This window comes from Streptococcus suis, assembly GCA_002831545.1.
Classification (GTDB): Bacteria; Bacillota; Bacilli; order Lactobacillales; family Streptococcaceae; genus Streptococcus; species Streptococcus suis_P.
In genome coordinates this window covers 2,116,744-2,132,648 of sequence record CP025095.1, presented here as the reverse complement: position 1 = coordinate 2,132,648, position 15,905 = coordinate 2,116,744, and the positions used below count along the sequence as shown (strand labels likewise).

Genomic DNA, 15,905 nt, shown 5'->3' with positions numbered 1-15,905 from the left:
TTGTCATTTTTATGCTATACTGAAGTGATAAAGTTTATGTAGGAGAAAGAGTATGCGTTGTCCAAAATGTCAGAGTTTGAAATCAAGTGTCATTGATAGTCGTCAGGCTGAAGATGGCAATACCATCCGTCGTCGTCGTTCCTGCGACCAATGTGGTCAACGTTTTACCACCTATGAACGGATTGAAGAGAAAACTCTAGTCGTTGTGAAAAAAGACGGAACTAGAGAGCAGTTTTCACGTGAAAAGATTTTCAATGGGATTATTCGTTCTGCTCAAAAGCGCCCTGTGTCAACCGATGATATTGATGAAGTGGTGAATCGGATTGAACAGAAGGTTCGAGCACAAGGTGATAGTGAAATAGAATCCGATGTCATTGGGAATTTGGTAATGGAAGAATTGGTCGAATTGGATGAAATCACCTATGTGCGTTTTGCATCGGTTTATCGTTCTTTCAAAGATGTTGGAGAGCTAGAAAATTTGCTTAAACAGATGATTTCCAAAGGAAGTAAGGTAAAACCGGAAAAAAAAGATGAAACCAAATGATTTATTTGCCTATATAAAAATCAGCCCGTTTACACCTGATATTGTCAGTCTTAGCCAATGCTACCAGCCGATTATCGGTTTTGATGCATTAGCGCTTTATTATTACTTTTATAGTTTTGCCGATCAAGGGCAAGGACGTTACAAATGGACTGTCATTCTCAATCACATGGATTTTGGAATGAATCGTTTGGAGAAGGCTCTGGATGTTCTGACTGCCATGAGGCTCCTAGAACTCTATCGTGCAGATGAATTAACAGGTTTGGCGCTACAAGCCCCTCTGACCGTAAAAAGTTTTCTAGCGAAACCCTTGTATAAGAACTTGTTGGCAAGGAAGATTGGGGAGTCAAGTATGGAGAATCTGCTTGTTCACCAACCCAATCAAGAACAAAATATTTCAAAAACATTTTCTCAGGTCTTTACCATGGATGGGCAGGCTCCAGTTGTTTTTGAACCGAAACATGATTTTGACTGGTCTGCCTTCAAGGCATTAATGGCTAAAGATAAGCTTCTTTTTCAGGATGAAGCTGAGGATATTATTGCGCTTAGTTACATAGCAGAGCAGGCAGGGTGGACCTGGTTGGAAACCTATCGGCAGGCTAAAGCAACAGCTATTGGACAGACGATCTCGACCAAACGCTTGCAGCAGTCACGTCAGTCATTGCCAACAGAAAGCACCAATCTCACTGCCCAAGAACAAGCCATTGTTCGTGAAGCGAAATCAAAATCCAGCCTAACCTTCCTGTCCTTTATCAAGGAGCAACGGAAGGCAGCAGTGACCGCAACAGAACGAAAATGCTTGACGGATTTGGCCAATTTGGGTCTGCTTGACGAAGTTATCAATGTCTTGGTTCTCTATACCTTTAATAAGGTCGACTCAGCCAATCTAAATGAAAAATACGCTATGAAGCTGGGCAATGATTTTTCCTACAAGGGAATTGGCAGTGCAGAGGCAGCTGTTCTTTACCTAAGAGAGTTGAAGACGGGTCAAGTTGTTACCAAGTCTAGCCAGCCACAGAAAAGCAATGTGCCTGAGTGGAGTAAGGAAGAGGTTCAGCAAGGACAAACGCAGGAAGGTCAAGCCAAGCTGGCGGCTCTTTATCGTGAATTAGAAGAAATGGAAAACAAAGGAGGTAGCTGATGAAATCAGTTCAAGACAGGTTGTCGCAAACAACCAATCCAAGTCCAAAATCTTATCAGCAACTCTATCAGGAGATAGTGAGTGATCCTGAAGTCGCTGCTTTTATCAAAAAAGAAGGTTTGACCCAGCAGGAAATCACACTCTCCATTTCCAAGTTTTTGGAATATATCAGTCAGCGCGACCTCTTTGTCAAGCAGGATGAGACTTATATTGCAAAAGGCTATCAACCGGTTTTAGTCATGAATGAGGGCTATGCGGATGTTTCTTATCTTGAGACAGAAGAATTGGTCGAATACCGTCGTTTGGAAGCTATCAAGAACCGTATCCAGCTCATCAATATGCCTGCGAGTTTGAAGAATGTAACAGTGGCGGATATTGATAAGAGTGATGAAAATCGTGTGGAAGTCATGCTGGCTATTGCAGATTTTGTCAAACGATTTGAGGAAAAACCAAAAGGCCTCTACATCTATGGCAATTTCGGTATTGGAAAAAGTTATTTGATGGCTTATTTAGCCAATCTCTTGTCTAAGACTCATCTTCAATCAACCACTATGCTTCATTATCCAACCTTTGTGGTAGACATAAAAAATGCCATCAAAGATGGTTCTGTCAAGGAGCGAATTGATGAAATCAAGATGGCTCAGGTCTTGGTGCTAGATGACATCGGAGCGGAGCAACATAGTCCTTGGGTACGTGACGATGTGCTGCAGGTCATTCTTCAATACCGCATGCAGGAAAATCTGCCGACCTTCTTTACCTCCAATTTCTCCTTTGATGATTTGGAGCGTCATTTCGCCTCTGGTAAGTCTGGTGATGAGACCTGGCAGGCCAAACGGGTAATGGAGCGGATTCGCTATCTGGCTCGCGATTTGCATTTGAAAGGAAATAACCGCCGATGAATGAAACCATTGATTTGATGCTGAACCATACTTCCGTCCGTCGTTTTACGGAAGAGCCCATTGAGGCGGAACATTTGCAAGCTATTATATCAGCTGGGCGAGCTGCGTCTAGCTGGAAGAATTTCCAGTCTTATTCCATCATTGTGGTGCAATCGGAGGAGAAAAAACAGGCTCTCTATGACCTGGTGCCTCAGCCAGCTATTTTACAGGCTCAGGCTATTCTGGTTTTTGTGGGCGACCATAATCGTGCCAGCAAGGCGGCTCAACTCCATGGTTCAGACTTTGATGCCAAAGGAACAGAGAATCTCCTGATTTCTTCTGTTGATGCGAGCCTAGCAGAGCAAAACGCCCTCTTGGCAGCGGAAAGCTTAGGTTACGGTGGCGTATTTATCGGTATGATTCGCCATAAGGCCTTGGCAATAGCAGAGCTGTTCAACTTGCCAGATTATACCTATCCAATTTTCTGCATTGCCCTGGGTCGACCAGCCCAAAAACATCCTGTTAAACCACGTTTGGCAAGTGAAACCATTGTCTTTCAGGAAGAATATGTGGAGCAAGGCGTGGAAGTAATCCAAGCCTACGACCAAGTTCAGACAGACTATGCTGGAGCTCGTCAGACAGAAACCTGGTCTGAGCGTATGGTTGCCCAGTTTGGTCAGCCAGAGCAGCCTGAAACGAGGGCTGTATTAGAAAAAAATAAACTATTGTAAGTTATAGTCTTTTTATTTGCTTTTAGTACTCGCTCAAACTGTCTGGGAGACAGTTTGAGATTGGAGATAAAGTGAACCAAGTTCACATCAAAAGCTGCAGACAGTACTGGAGTACGGCAAAGCGAGTTCAAATAATGATGACATTATTTGAAGTTGGAAATAGGGAAACGAAGTTTCCTCATGCGTCGACGTAATAAAAGATAAACGAAAACGACTATATTAGAAGAGGAGGAGCTATGGCTCTACCAACTATCGCCATCGTTGGCCGTCCCAACGTTGGTAAATCAACACTATTTAACCGTATTGCGGGGGAACGTATTTCTATCGTAGAAGACGTGGAAGGTGTGACCCGCGACCGTATTTATGCTACTGGTGAGTGGCTCAACCGTAAGTTTTCCCTGATTGATACAGGCGGTATTGATGATGTGGATGCACCTTTCATGGAACAAATCAAGCATCAGGCTGAGATTGCTATGGATGAAGCAGACGTTATCGTCTTTGTTGTATCAGGCAAAGAAGGTGTGACGGATGCTGACGAGTATGTATCGCGTATCCTTTATAAGACAAACAAACCAGTTATTTTGGTTGTCAATAAAGTCGATAACCCTGAAATGCGGAATGACATCTACGATTTCTATTCACTCGGTCTTGGAGATCCTTATCCAGTATCTTCTGTACACGGTATCGGAACAGGGGATGTCTTGGACGCTATCATTGAAAACCTACCAGCTCAGGAAGCAGAAGAAAATCCAGATATTATCAAGTTCAGCTTGATTGGTCGTCCAAACGTTGGTAAATCCAGTTTGATTAACGCTATTTTGGGTGAAGAGCGCGTGATTGCGTCGCCTGTTGCTGGAACGACTCGTGATGCTATTGATACGCACTTTACAGACCCTGAAGGTCAAGAGTTTACTATGATTGACACTGCAGGAATGCGCAAGTCTGGTAAGGTCTATGAGAATACGGAGAAATACTCTGTCATGCGTGCCATGCGTGCCATTGAACGCTCAGATGTCATATTGATGGTTATCAATGCCGAAGAAGGTATCCGTGAGTATGACAAACGCATCGCAGGTTTTGCCCATGAAGCTGGTAAGGGGATGATTATCGTAGTCAACAAGTGGGACACGCTTGAAAAAGACAACCATACCATGAAGCAGTGGGAAGACGATATTCGTGACCAGTTCCAATACTTGTCTTACGCACCGATTATCTTTGTGTCAGCCTTGACCAAACAACGCTTGCATAAGTTGCCTGAGATGATCAAGGCTATCAGTGAAAGTCAGAATACCCGTATTCCATCGGCTGTTCTCAACGATGTTATCATGGACGCCATTGCTATTAACCCGACGCCGACCGACAAGGGCAAACGTCTCAAGATTTTCTACGCGACTCAGGTTGCGACTAAACCACCGACCTTTGTGGTCTTTGTCAACGAAGAAGAGCTCATGCACTTCTCCTATATGCGTTTCTTGGAAAATCAAATCCGCAAGGCCTTTGTATTTGAAGGGACACCGATTCATCTGATCGCACGGAAACGGAAGTAAGGCTGGGCAAAAAGTCCAGCCACGCTTCTCAGAGTTCGGGTCAACATCTCAGCGCAGTGGTTGATTGGGTTTAACAGTCCAGTGGACTGTTAAAGGTTGGAGATAGTATTTGCGAAGCAAATCTCAGCAATTCGTGTTTTACACTCCAAATCTGACCATTACGACTGTTGCGAACAAAGTTCGCTCTATTTCCAACCTCAAAAGGTTCACTGAACCTTTTGAGCTGTGCGGGGGTGGGAGTGAAACAGTCTGGGGATAGACTATTTCAGCTCAACAACTAGAAATAAGGACTTGTTGACGAACTCTTTTAACAATGGTAAATTCTCAAAGTAAGTTCTAGTTCCCGTCCTTCTAGAAGTTACACTGAGACAACTGCATAACATCAACAGAATTTAGTCTCAGACTAAGTTCTGTTTTTGACTAAAAATGTTGATAATAGTGAGTTTTAGGGTTGAAAATGTTGAAAAAAAGAGTACACTAAAGTTACTGGCTCTGAGACGTCTTATACTATTCAAAAAACAAAAACTAACCTATAATAGATTTATGAAACTTACTATCGAACAAACGAAAGAATTAAAAACTTATTTGAAAGATAAAACCTATTCTCCATTTCATAGACGACTTCAAGTTATCTTGTTCAGAGCAGAAGGTCTTAGCTATAAGGAAATCACTAACCTCATCGGCTATTCAAAGTATACAATCTGGTCCTTACAGCGCAAGTACGAACTTGAGGGGATTTCAGCTCTAGTAAGAGAAACGCGAGGTGGACGGAACCGTCAATATTTAACCCTTCAAGAAGAGGAAGCGTTTCTAAAAGAACAGTTAACAGCCTCACTAAATGGCGAATTTGTGACGATAAACTCTCTCTATGAAGCTTATCAGAAACGGGTTGGACACCCTACGACCAAGGAAGGATTCTATGCCATTCTTAAACGCCATGGTTGGCGCAAAGTGACGCCAAGACCAGAACACCCTAAAAAAGCAGACGCCGAAACGATTCTAGCGTCTAAAAATAAAATCTTCATTCACGAAAACAGGAAAGCGCTTCAAGAATAGTCGTCGCTATCATAAAGTCAGGCTAATGTATCAAGATGAGGCGGGTTTCGGTCGGATCAGTAAAATTGGGAAGGCCTGGGCACCAAAAGGGGTGAGACCGCATGTACATAGTCACTATATTCGTGAGTATCGCTATTGCTATGGTGCTGTTGATGCCCATACAGGAGAGTCCTTCTTCATTATCGCTGGGGGCTGTAATACAGATTGGATGAATGTTTTTCTCAAACAACTATCTGAAGCTTATCCTGACGATTATATTTTATTAGTGATGGACAATGCCGTTTGGCATAAATCAAGTACCTTAGAGAAACCACATAATATTGGTTTTGAGTTTATTCCTCCCTATACTCCTGAAATGAATCCAATTGAACAAGTTTGGGCTGAGATTCGAAAGAGAGGGTTTAAGAATAAAGCTTTTAAAACACTAGACGATGTGATAAACAAGCTTCAAGAAGTAATACGAGAGTTAGATTGGTCTATTTTAAAACCAATTGTTAGTAGACAATGGTTTAAAAACACTTGACTGGTTTGCTTTTGATTTTTGTTGAGTATTAAAGTAAGTTCTAGCTATCTGGAATTTTGGATGGGACAAGTTCCTTTCTATTTTGAAATTATTTTTTAATAAAAACTAGCAATTACTTATCTAGTAATCGAGGTGATTGGATGACGTTCTCAGGGTCAATTTTAGAGATTCCCAAAAGCGTTGCCAATTCCTCACCGTAGGTAAATGTAAAGAGTTCATAGGCGGATTTTCCGTTGAAAGAAGCTCGTTTGACGCTGTTGACATGCGAACAAACCAGGTTGATGTCCTCCTGTGTCAAGTTATCAAACGAACTTCCTTTAGGAAGAATGTCTCTGATAAGTGTGTGATTCTTCTCAATTCTCCCTTTCTGGTCAGAACGATTGGGGTCACAGAAGAATAGCTTAGATTCTCCACGAACATCCATTTCGATGTCGTCCACTCTAGCGAATTCACCACCATTATCGGTCAGAATGACAGGGAATAGTTCGCAGAAGTCCATCTCATTCTGATGCAGATCGTTCTTGATAACGTAGAGATGTTTAGCGACCTCATTAGCTGTTTTATTATCAAGTAATCGAGCGAAGATAAAGTTACAGAAGGAGAGGTTAAATGTGAGAAGTACCTTTCCGCCGATCCGTCCAGTAACGGTGTCCATTTCCAGCCAATAGCTGCTTCCTTTCTCTATGAGAAAGCGTTGGAAGTCCTCGTAAGACCGTCCTTCTTTGGCAGTTTTAGGAATGGGTTGTAGGTTTCTGGTTCTCCGCTTTCTGAATTTCACGACACGGGGGAAATCAATGGGCTTTGTGGACAGATAGCCTTTTTCAAGGTATCGGTAGATAGAAGCTCTGGATGCCGAAAGTTCGTTTGAGGCGATGATGTGGTTGAGGTGTTGCCCCTTTTGGATGGCAGCAGAAACAATCTCATCCATGCGATAGAATTCGTCCTTGTTTAGTGCAACACCTGTTCTCGAGTCTGAGAGCTTAGCTTCATAATCAAGCTGAGCTCTTTTTGCGTAGTAGAACTGTTTCTGGTATCCGCAGTTGTTTCTCTTTTTCGGACAGGCATTACAAACGTATGGAGCCTTTTTGAGTAAAGGGCAGGCCTCACAATTGGAGGTACTAGAGTTCTCATTTATCACCCTATTTCTCCGAACTTCTTTTGAGATTGTGGACGGGTCTTTTCCTAGCTTAACAGCGATAGCTGAGAAGGGCTTAAGTTGTTCAATTCCTATTTGAATATCATTGCGATCAGAGAGAGTTAAGTGTTTGTTTTTCATTGTCAGTTACCAACTTGTCCCAAAGTAAGTTCTACCTTATTTCCTTGTCTCAGTCTAATTTCCAGTTTTTAAGACAGACTAGAACTTACTTTGGGAATTTAGCCTCTTTTAACAATTTGCGAGTTCTGTCCCACTCCCTCTTTGCAATTATTCGTAAATATGCTAGAATGGACTTGGAGGTGTTGGTATGGTAGCGGTTCCGATTTGGCGTTCTTTTTTGATATTGCTTTCTTTTTCATCATTTTTTCTTGTATTTTATGAAGACAGTCAGTATAAACCTTTCGGTCTTCGGTATTGGCTGGGACTGGTGGCTTTCATTTGGCTCAATTTTGTGACTTTGGCATCCTATTTTATCGCCTTTACTGGCGGTTCAATTATGGTCTATCATCAGTATAAACAGCCATTGGTTGTGATATTCCTTTTTTGTCTATTCGTGGCTAGTATGCTAACCTTACTTTCCTTTAAGGCTATCAAGATGATGATTCGACGAACCAAATATTACCGACAGCTAAGAAAGGTAAGCTAGTATGGAATTTTTTGGTGAGTTGCTAGTTGAGTTTTTGACTGGTCTAGCAGACTTCGATGAAAAGAAACACCCTCCCTTTGGAATTCGCTATTGACTGGGCTGGTTGGGAGTTCTGATTCATGTCTTACTCCTTGCCTTGCTCACTTGTGTGACCGTCTTCTTTTTCAAGTTTTTCTTGGATGGAAAAGGCTTGATTAACGTAGTAGTGGCAGTTGTTTTCCTGCTATTTGCCCTATTTTGGCTTTGGAAAAGCGGAAAAACAATCTTGAAAATGTGGCAAGCAACGATTTATTATTTAGCTATTCATTAGAGACACCAGTTTACCAGCTGGTGTTTTTTGATACCTATTTAAACAGGCTCATTGTCAACTGTAGTGGGTAGACGAAAAGCTAACACCTAGAGAGGACGAAATTCGTTCTCTCATTTTTGATGTTCAAAGCAATATATATCTTGGTTTTAAAGTTCGTAAAGTTCCTAAAGCCGAACGCTTGCCTCTTGATGTCTTTGATGAGTTTATTGGTCGCTTCCAGCTTAGCGTTGGAATATGGAAGCTCCATGGCGTTCGTGATGTACGTTTTATACTTTAGAAAAGTTTTAAAAACAGTTTTAAAGGCAGGATTGACAAGATCCAAATTGTCTTCTAGAAGCTCGAAGAAATATTTCGAGTTCATCTCTTGGAAATGGAAGAGAAGGATCTGGTAGAGTTCGTAATAGAATTTCAATTCATTTGAGAAATCCAATGTCTTCTGGACAACCTCTCTCGGTGTTACTGTTTGCCCAAAAGTGCGGGAATAGAAGCGATTTCGAGACAGTTTTCGACTATCTTTTTGGAGAATACGCCAGTGATTTTTCATGGATCGATAAGGTAGGGAACGCGTATCGAAAGTCTTCATAATATCAATTCTAGTCGTCATCATAGCACGGCTCAGGTGTTGTATAATGTGAAATCTATCAAGGACAATTTTAGCTCTTGGGAGTGAAACAGTCTGGGAATAGACTGTTTCAGCCTGAGCCTAGAGATAGGAGAGCGAAGGGGATAGCCAATTTGGAGTATGGTCTAAACATAGCATGGTCACGACCTCGACAGTTTCTCTGACTGCCCTAGGATACTTGTAGAAATAGTTCTTGATGGTGGTTTGGCGGTTGTTGTCAAGAATGGTCACAATCGATCTCGTCTCAAAATTCTGAGCAATAAAGGCGAGTTTTCCCTTGTTCCGACTAAATTCATCCCAGCTCAAGACTTTTGGTAATTTCGTAAAATCATGCTCAAATTGAAACTGAGCCAGTTTCCTCTGGACGACCGATACGGAGATATGTAATCTCCTAGCGATGGCTATATTGGTCATGTTTTCTGTATGGAGTTGTGTCACTTTCTCCCAAATAGGTAGGGAAATCTGACAGTTTTTCTTGACTAGAGTTGTCTCAGCTACAGTCACTTTTTGGCAAGATTTGCATTGAAACCGCCGTTTCTTAAGCAAGAGGAGGGTCGGAAGGCCCTGACAATTCAAAATCGGAATCTTTGACGACTTTTGAAAGTCGTACTTGATACACTTTCCTTGGCAATGAGGATAACCAGGGCTGTCGTAATCTAGCTTTGCCCTGATTTCTAGATGGGTCTGATGTTTCAAAATGAAGAGAATTTTGATGTTTTTGTCTTTGATTCCAATTAGTTCTGTGGTATGATAAAGTTGTTCCATATGAGTCTTTCTAATGTGAGTGTGGTTGCTTTTCATTATAGGTCATATGGGACTTTTTGTATATACTCAAAAAGGCTCCATAATCTCTACAGTGGATTTACCCACTACAGAAATTATAGAGCCTTTAAACAATTCAAATTGAAAATATGCTATAATGAAAAGATAATATTTATATATTTTACAGAAGAGCTGATGATTGGTTGAAGGATAAAGGAGTTAGAATGGGTCGCATGATGCCAGGGCGGATTCGCCAAGAAGGAATTGATTTGTACGAGGCTGGAAAACTGACTGTTCTTCATAGTGAGAATGGAAAGATGGTACTGGATATTGCTGGTGAGCGCTTTACTTACGGCGATGTAGATAGCGATTTACAGTGTAGTTGCCAGTTATTTCAAAGTAAGGGCTACTGTCAACACCTAGCTGCCACGGAGTATTTTTTAAAAAATGATGCCTCAGGCAAGGATATGAAGCAGTCTTTGAAAGAAGATGGTGAACAACATAAGGAAACCGTCCGTCGGACTTATTTTGGCGGTCTCTTTTTAGATGAGATTTTGCGGCCAGAACCTGAACTGGGGCTTAAGTATCAGTTATCAGTTGAGGGGAGCTTATTGCCCTATGATCGTCAGATAGATTGGACCTTGAAAATTACCCGCTTGCCAGATACACGTTCGTACATTGTGCGGGACATCGGAGCTTTTTTGCGCATTGTGAAAGCCAACGGTCACTATCAGATAGGTAAAAATTATTATGAGCAAGTTACTTATGAAAATTTTGATGAACCAAGTCAGGCTCTCCTGGATTTTCTCTGGGCCTTGGTACCAGAGAAAGTTGGTATAGATTCGGATATTCTTACTCATTTTGGACGATATTTTCGTCTGCCACAAGCCTATTTTGAGGAGGGGTTGGAGCTGTTAAATCAGCTAGAACATTTTAACTTTTCCTATCAACAGCAGTCCTATTCCTCCTTGATGGTTCTTCCGTTGACAGGTGAGGAAGGGCTCTATCATTTTGAGGTGACCGTTCACACGCAGATGATTGAAATGGTTATTCATGAAAAAACAGTCCGACCTCTTTTTCATGGGCGCTATCTCTTAGTAAATGGCACGGTTTATAGTGTCAATCGCCATCAAGAACATCTGATTTACCAAATTTCAGAACTTGTTCCAACCGAATCAGGTTTGAGAAAAGTGCAGGTGGATTTCCCTGACCAAAATCGTCTGGCTTTAAGCTTGCTGGATTTGCAGACAATTGGGACTGTTAAGGCACCTAAACGCTTCATCATTCATGATTTCAAGCCAGAATTTCATATTCAGATGGAGGCAAATGAAAGTTTATCACTCCAATTGGTTTTGGATTTTGATGGACGTAAGGTAAGGAGTGAAGAGGATTTGGCTCTCCTGCCTTTTGCCAGCCATTTCCAACATTTGGATAGGGTCTATCAGGCTATTCGTTTAGCTGGCTTTAGGGGGACATATCATGCCCAGAGAGCGGCTCTTAGTCAGCAGGAGCTCTATCCATTTTTCCAACAACAATTGCCTATATTACAAAAAATGGGGCAGGTTCATCTAGCAGAAAGGCTCCAGGCTTTATATATTGAAGCCAAACCTCAATTAGAAATTGTGCGTAACGGCTCACTTTTGGATATTTCGTTTGACTTATCAGGTATTGAACAATCTGAAATCGATCAGGCGATTACAGCCTTGCTGAATCAAGAGGACCACTATACTAGCCCGAGCGGTAAGGTATTTGTTTTTGATGAGGAAACCAAGAAAATCAGTCAAACCCTAATCTATCTGCGGGCCCGTCATGGTAAGGAAGGGCAGGTACAAGTCCATGCTCTTGCCGGTTACCAATTGGCTCAATCCTTGTCACAATTCAACCAAGTCAGTTTCTCCAAGGAATTTGAGGAAATGGCAAGCTATCTAGCTCAGCCAGATTTGTTCCCGCTTCCTGCTGTGGAAGTAACAACGTCGCTTAGGGATTATCAGCAGACAGGGCTTAAGTGGTTGACTATGCTGGATACGTATGGTTTTGGTGGAATTTTAGCTGACGACATGGGGCTTGGAAAGACCTTGCAAACGATCGCCTTTCTGTCCAGTCGGATGACAAAAGATTCCAAAGTTTTAATATTGGCACCGTCTAGCTTGATTTATAACTGGTTAGATGAGTGCAAGCGGTTTGCTCCAAATTTAGATGTGGCTGTTGTCCATGGAAACAAGGAACAGCGTGAAGAGATCATTGCCAATGGTCACCAAGTCTTAGTTACCTCCTATCCATCCTTCAGACAGGATGTTGCACTCTATAGACAGGAACGCTTTGACTACCTCATTTTAGATGAGGCGCAGGTCATGAAGAATGCCCAATCTAAGATTGCACAGCTACTGCGTGAGTTTGAGGTTGGGAATTGCTTTGCCCTCTCAGGTACGCCGATTGAAAACCATTTGACGGAACTCTGGTCCATTTTCCAAATTGTCTTACCAGGTTTATTGCCAGGTAAACAAGACTTCGGTAAATTAGCAGCCAAGGACATTGCGCGGACCATTCAACCCTTCGTTCTCAGACGTCATAAGGAAGACGTTCTTCAGGAATTGCCTGATTTGATAGAAGTCAATGTACTTAATGAACTAACAGATGAACAAAAAGCCATCTACCTAGCCCAGCTTCAACAAATGCGGACTCAAATAGCTGGCGCAGATGATGCTCAAATCAATCGTAGTAAGATAGAAATCCTATCAGGAATTACTCGCTTACGTCAAATCTGTGATACCCCCAGCCTTTTCATGGAAGAGTTTAGTGGTGAGAGTGGCAAACTTAATAGTTTGAAAGAATTACTCTTGCAGCTAAAAGAAGGTGAACACAGGGTCTTGATATTCTCCCAATTCAGAAATATGCTGGAAAAAATAGAAGAACAGCTGGTAGAAATTGGGATGACATCCTATACTTTGACTGGTTCAACCCCTGCTAACCAACGCCAAGAAATGACACAGGCCTTCAATGCAGGAAGTCGAGATGCCTTTCTCATTTCCTTGAAAGCAGGTGGCGTTGGCTTGAATTTGACAGGTGCAGACACAGTCATCCTAGTCGACCTTTGGTGGAATCCTGCCGTGGAAGCACAGGCTATCAGCCGGGCTCATCGCATGGGGCAGACTGAGAAGGTTGAATGCTATCGCCTGATTACTAGAGGGACAATCGAAGAGAAGATTCAAGAATTACAAGAAAATAAAAAGAACCTTGTCAAAACAGTCCTTGATGGCAATGAAAGCCGAGCGAATTTGACGGTTGAGGATATTCGTGAGATTTTAGGGATTGAGTGATATGGAATCAGTTGACTCAGCGTAGAATTAGGAAATAAGGCCTAAGTATGGTATAATAAGGGTTCGAAAGGATGACTTATGATTAGACATGAAAAAAGATTTCCACTAGTCGCAGATGATGAGGTACTAGTTGGAGAAAATCCAATTATGAGTTTATATGATGAGAGCGACCTGATTAGCAATATCAGGGGACCTTATCAAGAAAAGGAATTTAGCGGGTCTACCGATTCACAGCGAGTTGCGTCGGCAAAACCAGTAGCACAAACGGAAGATGAGCTCCTGCCTCCTCTGTTTGAAGCTAAGCCAAGCCATTATTCTCGCAAGGAACGCCTTCAGCAACTGACTAAAACGAAGCCTTCTCCAGTGAAAACACAGGGGCAGTTGGCTCGTGAACAGGCTAGAGAAGACTTGAAGAAAAAACGATCAGCAACCTACTTAAGAGATGAAAAACCAGCACCAGCTAAAGTTGTGGTGAAACCTCCTGTCGTTTCAACAACTGAATCTAAGGCAGGTCGGTTGACACGTTTGGCGGACAACCTACGTCAGACAGACTATATTCTCGCTGATATGCCAGCTGTCTATTCTTTGAAGAAAGAAGATAGAGAACAGGAGCAGGTTATAAAGAAAAATTCGTATGACTTTTTAAGAAAGAGTCAGGTTTACAACTATCCTGAACGCAGACAACAACGAGATCGCCAAGTGGCACAAGAATTGAATTTGACACATATAGAAGAGGGATAACATGACAAAAACCTATCATTTTATCGGAATTAAGGGATCAGGTATGAGCGCACTTGCTCTTATGTTGCATCAAATGGGGCACAAGGTTCAGGGGAGTGATGTAGAGAAATACTACTTTACACAACGTGGGCTTGAACAAGCTGGGATTCAGATTTTACCGTTTGATGAGAAAAATATTACAGCAGATGTTGAATTGATTGCTGGTAATGCTTTTCGTCCAGATAACAATGTGGAAATCGCTTATGCTGATGCCCAGGGCTATACCTACAAACGTTACCATGAATTTCTAGGTGAATTTATGAAAGGTTTTACGAGCCTCGGTGTTGCTGGTGCCCATGGTAAGACCTCCACAACGGGATTATTGGCACATGTTATGCGCAATATCACAGATACTACCTTCTTGATTGGTGATGGTACTGGTCGCGGTTCGGCAAATGCTCAGTATTTTGTGTTCGAATCCGATGAATACGAACGCCACTTTGCCCCATACCATCCTGAATACAGCATCATTACCAATATTGATTTTGACCATCCAGATTATTTCACTAGTCTAGAGGATGTTTTCAATGCTTTCAATGATTATGCGAAGCAAGTAAAAAAAGCTCTCTTCGTTTTTGGTGAAGATGAGCAACTTCGTCGTATCACGGCAAATGCTCCAATCTACTATTATGGCTTGGAAGACAATAATGATTTTGTTGCCTATGACTTGAAGCCTTCTACTAATGGTTCACAATTCAAAGTTCGCCATGGTGAAGAAGAGTTGGGAGAATTCCAAATTCCAACCTTTGGTAAGCATAATGTGATGAATGCAACAGCTGTTATTGCTAATCTTTATATTGCTGGATTTGATTTGCAACTGGTTGCAGAACACTTGAAGACATTTGGAGGTGTCAAACGTCGCTTTACGGAGAAAATTGTCAATGATACTGTTATCATTGATGACTTTGCTCACCATCCAACGGAAATCATTGCAACCATTGATGCGGCACGTCAGAAGTATCCTAGCAAGGAGTTGGTAGCCATCTTCCAACCACATACATTCACTCGTACCATTGCGCTTCTCGATGAGTTTGCAGATGCTTTGAATGGAGCAGATGCAGTTTACCTTGCTCAAATTTATGGCTCAGCGCGTGAAACAGACAATGGTCAGGTTAAGGTAGAAGATTTGGCGGCTAAAATCAACAAAAAAGGTGGACTTGTTACAGTTGAAAATACTTCACCACTTTTAGACCATGACAATGCAGTATATGTATTTATGGGAGCTGGTGATATTCAGTCCTATGAATATTCCTTCGAAAGACTCTTGTCAAATCTCACAAATAACGTCCAATAAAAAGAAAGACGGAGGCCTATGGCCTCTGTTTTTCCGCTATATAAGGGAGAAAATTATGGAAATTCGTTTTGCTACTCCTTCGGATTTAGAACAAGTTGTTTTGATTGAAAATGCCAATTTTTCTAAAGAGGAACGGATAGCTGAGTCTGTTCTTGCCATTTATCTGAATGCTTTGAGTAAAACCTGTTTAATAATGGAACACGATGGGGAAATAGCAGGATATTTATTATCCTGTCCCTCTGTTTCGCAGACTGTGACAGACGATATTTTTTACTTGACAGAGAGTGACATGCCGACAGGCAGTCACCTAGCTATTGCCAGTCTATCCGTAGCGGATACCTATAAGGGACAGGGAGTGGGAACTCTTTTGTTGGCAGCCATAAAAGAAGTGGCTTTAGCGGGAGGATTTGAAGGAGTTTCCCTGACCTGTAAGGAGTATCTGATTGGCTACTATGAAATGAACCAGTTTGAAGACTTTGGCCCCTCCTTGTCGCAATTTGGAGGACAAATATGGAGTGATATGTACTGGAAAGCCTTGTAGAAAGGGAAGTTCTTGCAATTCATAAGCCTTTAAGATATAATGTATAGTAACTGTGTGAAA

Annotated in this window: 12 protein-coding genes and 2 pseudogenes; 12 read left to right on the top strand and 2 right to left on the bottom strand. The window is 41.9% G+C overall.

What is annotated here, in order from left to right; genetic code table 11:
- The first annotated feature begins 52 nt into the window (after positions 1 to 52).
- The 6 genes from CWM22_10525 (at position 53) to CWM22_10500 (ending at position 6,417) form a co-directional block, all read left to right on the top strand.
- Positions 53 to 544, top strand: coding sequence for a transcriptional repressor NrdR (locus CWM22_10525; protein ID AUC92300.1), 492 nt, complete (start codon positions 53 to 55; stop codon positions 542 to 544).
- Positions 531 to 1,682 (top strand): replication initiation/membrane attachment protein, encoded by a 1,152-nt coding sequence (locus tag CWM22_10520; protein AUC92299.1) that lies wholly within the window; start codon positions 531 to 533, stop codon positions 1,680 to 1,682. The genes CWM22_10525 and CWM22_10520 overlap by 14 nt, the downstream gene beginning before the upstream one ends.
- The gene (locus tag CWM22_10515) at positions 1,682 to 2,581 is read left to right on the top strand and encodes a primosomal protein DnaI (GenBank protein AUC92298.1); all 900 of its coding nucleotides are present in this window, start codon (positions 1,682 to 1,684) and stop codon (positions 2,579 to 2,581) included. Before CWM22_10520 ends, CWM22_10515 begins: the two co-directional genes overlap by 1 nt.
- The gene (locus CWM22_10510) at positions 2,578 to 3,291 is read left to right on the top strand and encodes an NADPH-dependent oxidoreductase (GenBank protein ID AUC92297.1); all 714 of its coding nucleotides are present in this window, start codon (positions 2,578 to 2,580) and stop codon (positions 3,289 to 3,291) included. Before CWM22_10515 ends, CWM22_10510 begins: the two co-directional genes overlap by 4 nt.
- Before the next feature lie 236 nt (positions 3,292 to 3,527).
- Complete coding sequence (locus tag CWM22_10505) at positions 3,528 to 4,838, top strand: ribosome biogenesis GTPase Der (protein AUC92296.1); 1,311 nt, start codon at positions 3,528 to 3,530, stop codon at positions 4,836 to 4,838.
- A gap of 543 nt (positions 4,839 to 5,381) precedes the next feature.
- Positions 5,382 to 6,417, top strand: a protein-coding gene (locus tag CWM22_10500) for an IS630 family transposase (GenBank protein ID AUC92889.1) whose coding sequence is annotated in 2 segments (ribosomal slippage) — positions 5,382 to 5,878 and positions 5,877 to 6,417 — 1,038 coding nt in all. Because the reading frame shifts where the segments join, the coding sequence is not laid out codon by codon here.
- Between the two features lie 112 nt (positions 6,418 to 6,529).
- Here the strand turns inward: CWM22_10500 and CWM22_10495 are convergent.
- A complete protein-coding gene (locus tag CWM22_10495; protein AUC92295.1) occupies positions 6,530 to 7,693 on the bottom strand; it encodes an IS30 family transposase in 1,164 nt (387 codons plus the stop codon).
- A 187-nt stretch (positions 7,694 to 7,880) separates the two neighbouring features.
- Here CWM22_10495 and CWM22_10490 point away from each other — a divergent pair, with 187 nt between their 5' ends.
- On the top strand, positions 7,881 to 8,219 hold the full coding sequence (locus tag CWM22_10490) for an MFS transporter (protein ID AUC92294.1): 339 nt from the start codon (positions 7,881 to 7,883) through the stop codon (positions 8,217 to 8,219).
- A 1-nt stretch (position 8,220) separates the two neighbouring features.
- Positions 8,221 to 8,529, top strand: a pseudogene (locus CWM22_10485) (hypothetical protein).
- A 79-nt stretch (positions 8,530 to 8,608) separates the two neighbouring features.
- Here CWM22_10485 and CWM22_10480 read toward each other — a convergent pair.
- Positions 8,609 to 9,916, bottom strand: a pseudogene (locus CWM22_10480) (ISL3 family transposase).
- A 221-nt stretch (positions 9,917 to 10,137) separates the two neighbouring features.
- On the opposite strand from CWM22_10480, the gene CWM22_10475 reads away from it, so the two are divergent.
- From CWM22_10475 to CWM22_10460, 4 genes are all read left to right on the top strand, one after another.
- Entirely contained in the window at positions 10,138 to 13,230 is a 3,093-nt protein-coding gene (locus tag CWM22_10475) for an RNA helicase (protein ID AUC92293.1), read from the top strand.
- A 78-nt stretch (positions 13,231 to 13,308) separates the two neighbouring features.
- Entirely contained in the window at positions 13,309 to 13,971 is a 663-nt protein-coding gene (locus CWM22_10470; protein AUC92292.1) for a hypothetical protein, read from the top strand.
- Position 13,972: 1 nt separating this feature from the next.
- Complete coding sequence (locus CWM22_10465) at positions 13,973 to 15,304, top strand: UDP-N-acetylmuramate--L-alanine ligase (protein ID AUC92291.1); 1,332 nt, start codon at positions 13,973 to 13,975, stop codon at positions 15,302 to 15,304.
- A 55-nt stretch (positions 15,305 to 15,359) separates the two neighbouring features.
- Positions 15,360 to 15,845, top strand: coding sequence for an N-acetyltransferase (locus CWM22_10460; protein ID AUC92290.1), 486 nt, complete (start codon positions 15,360 to 15,362; stop codon positions 15,843 to 15,845).
- The last annotated feature ends 60 nt before the right edge of the window (positions 15,846 to 15,905 follow it).

Coding starts and splice junctions, on each gene's coding strand:
- CWM22_10525 (AUC92300.1), top strand. CDS start 53: ATGCGTTGTCCAAAATGTCAGAGTTTGAAATCAAGTGTCATTGATAGT.
- CWM22_10510 (AUC92297.1), top strand. CDS start 2,578: ATGAATGAAACCATTGATTTGATGCTGAACCATACTTCCGTCCGTCGT.
- CWM22_10515 (AUC92298.1), top strand. CDS start 1,682: ATGAAATCAGTTCAAGACAGGTTGTCGCAAACAACCAATCCAAGTCCA.
- CWM22_10505 (AUC92296.1), top strand. CDS start 3,528: ATGGCTCTACCAACTATCGCCATCGTTGGCCGTCCCAACGTTGGTAAA.
- CWM22_10475 (AUC92293.1), top strand. CDS start 10,138: ATGGGTCGCATGATGCCAGGGCGGATTCGCCAAGAAGGAATTGATTTG.
- CWM22_10470 (AUC92292.1), top strand. CDS start 13,309: ATGATTAGACATGAAAAAAGATTTCCACTAGTCGCAGATGATGAGGTA.
- CWM22_10520 (AUC92299.1), top strand. CDS start 531: ATGAAACCAAATGATTTATTTGCCTATATAAAAATCAGCCCGTTTACA.
- CWM22_10460 (AUC92290.1), top strand. CDS start 15,360: ATGGAAATTCGTTTTGCTACTCCTTCGGATTTAGAACAAGTTGTTTTG.
- CWM22_10465 (AUC92291.1), top strand. CDS start 13,973: ATGACAAAAACCTATCATTTTATCGGAATTAAGGGATCAGGTATGAGC.
- CWM22_10490 (AUC92294.1), top strand. CDS start 7,881: ATGGTAGCGGTTCCGATTTGGCGTTCTTTTTTGATATTGCTTTCTTTT.
- CWM22_10495 (AUC92295.1), bottom strand. CDS start 7,693: ATGAAAAACAAACACTTAACTCTCTCTGATCGCAATGATATTCAAATA.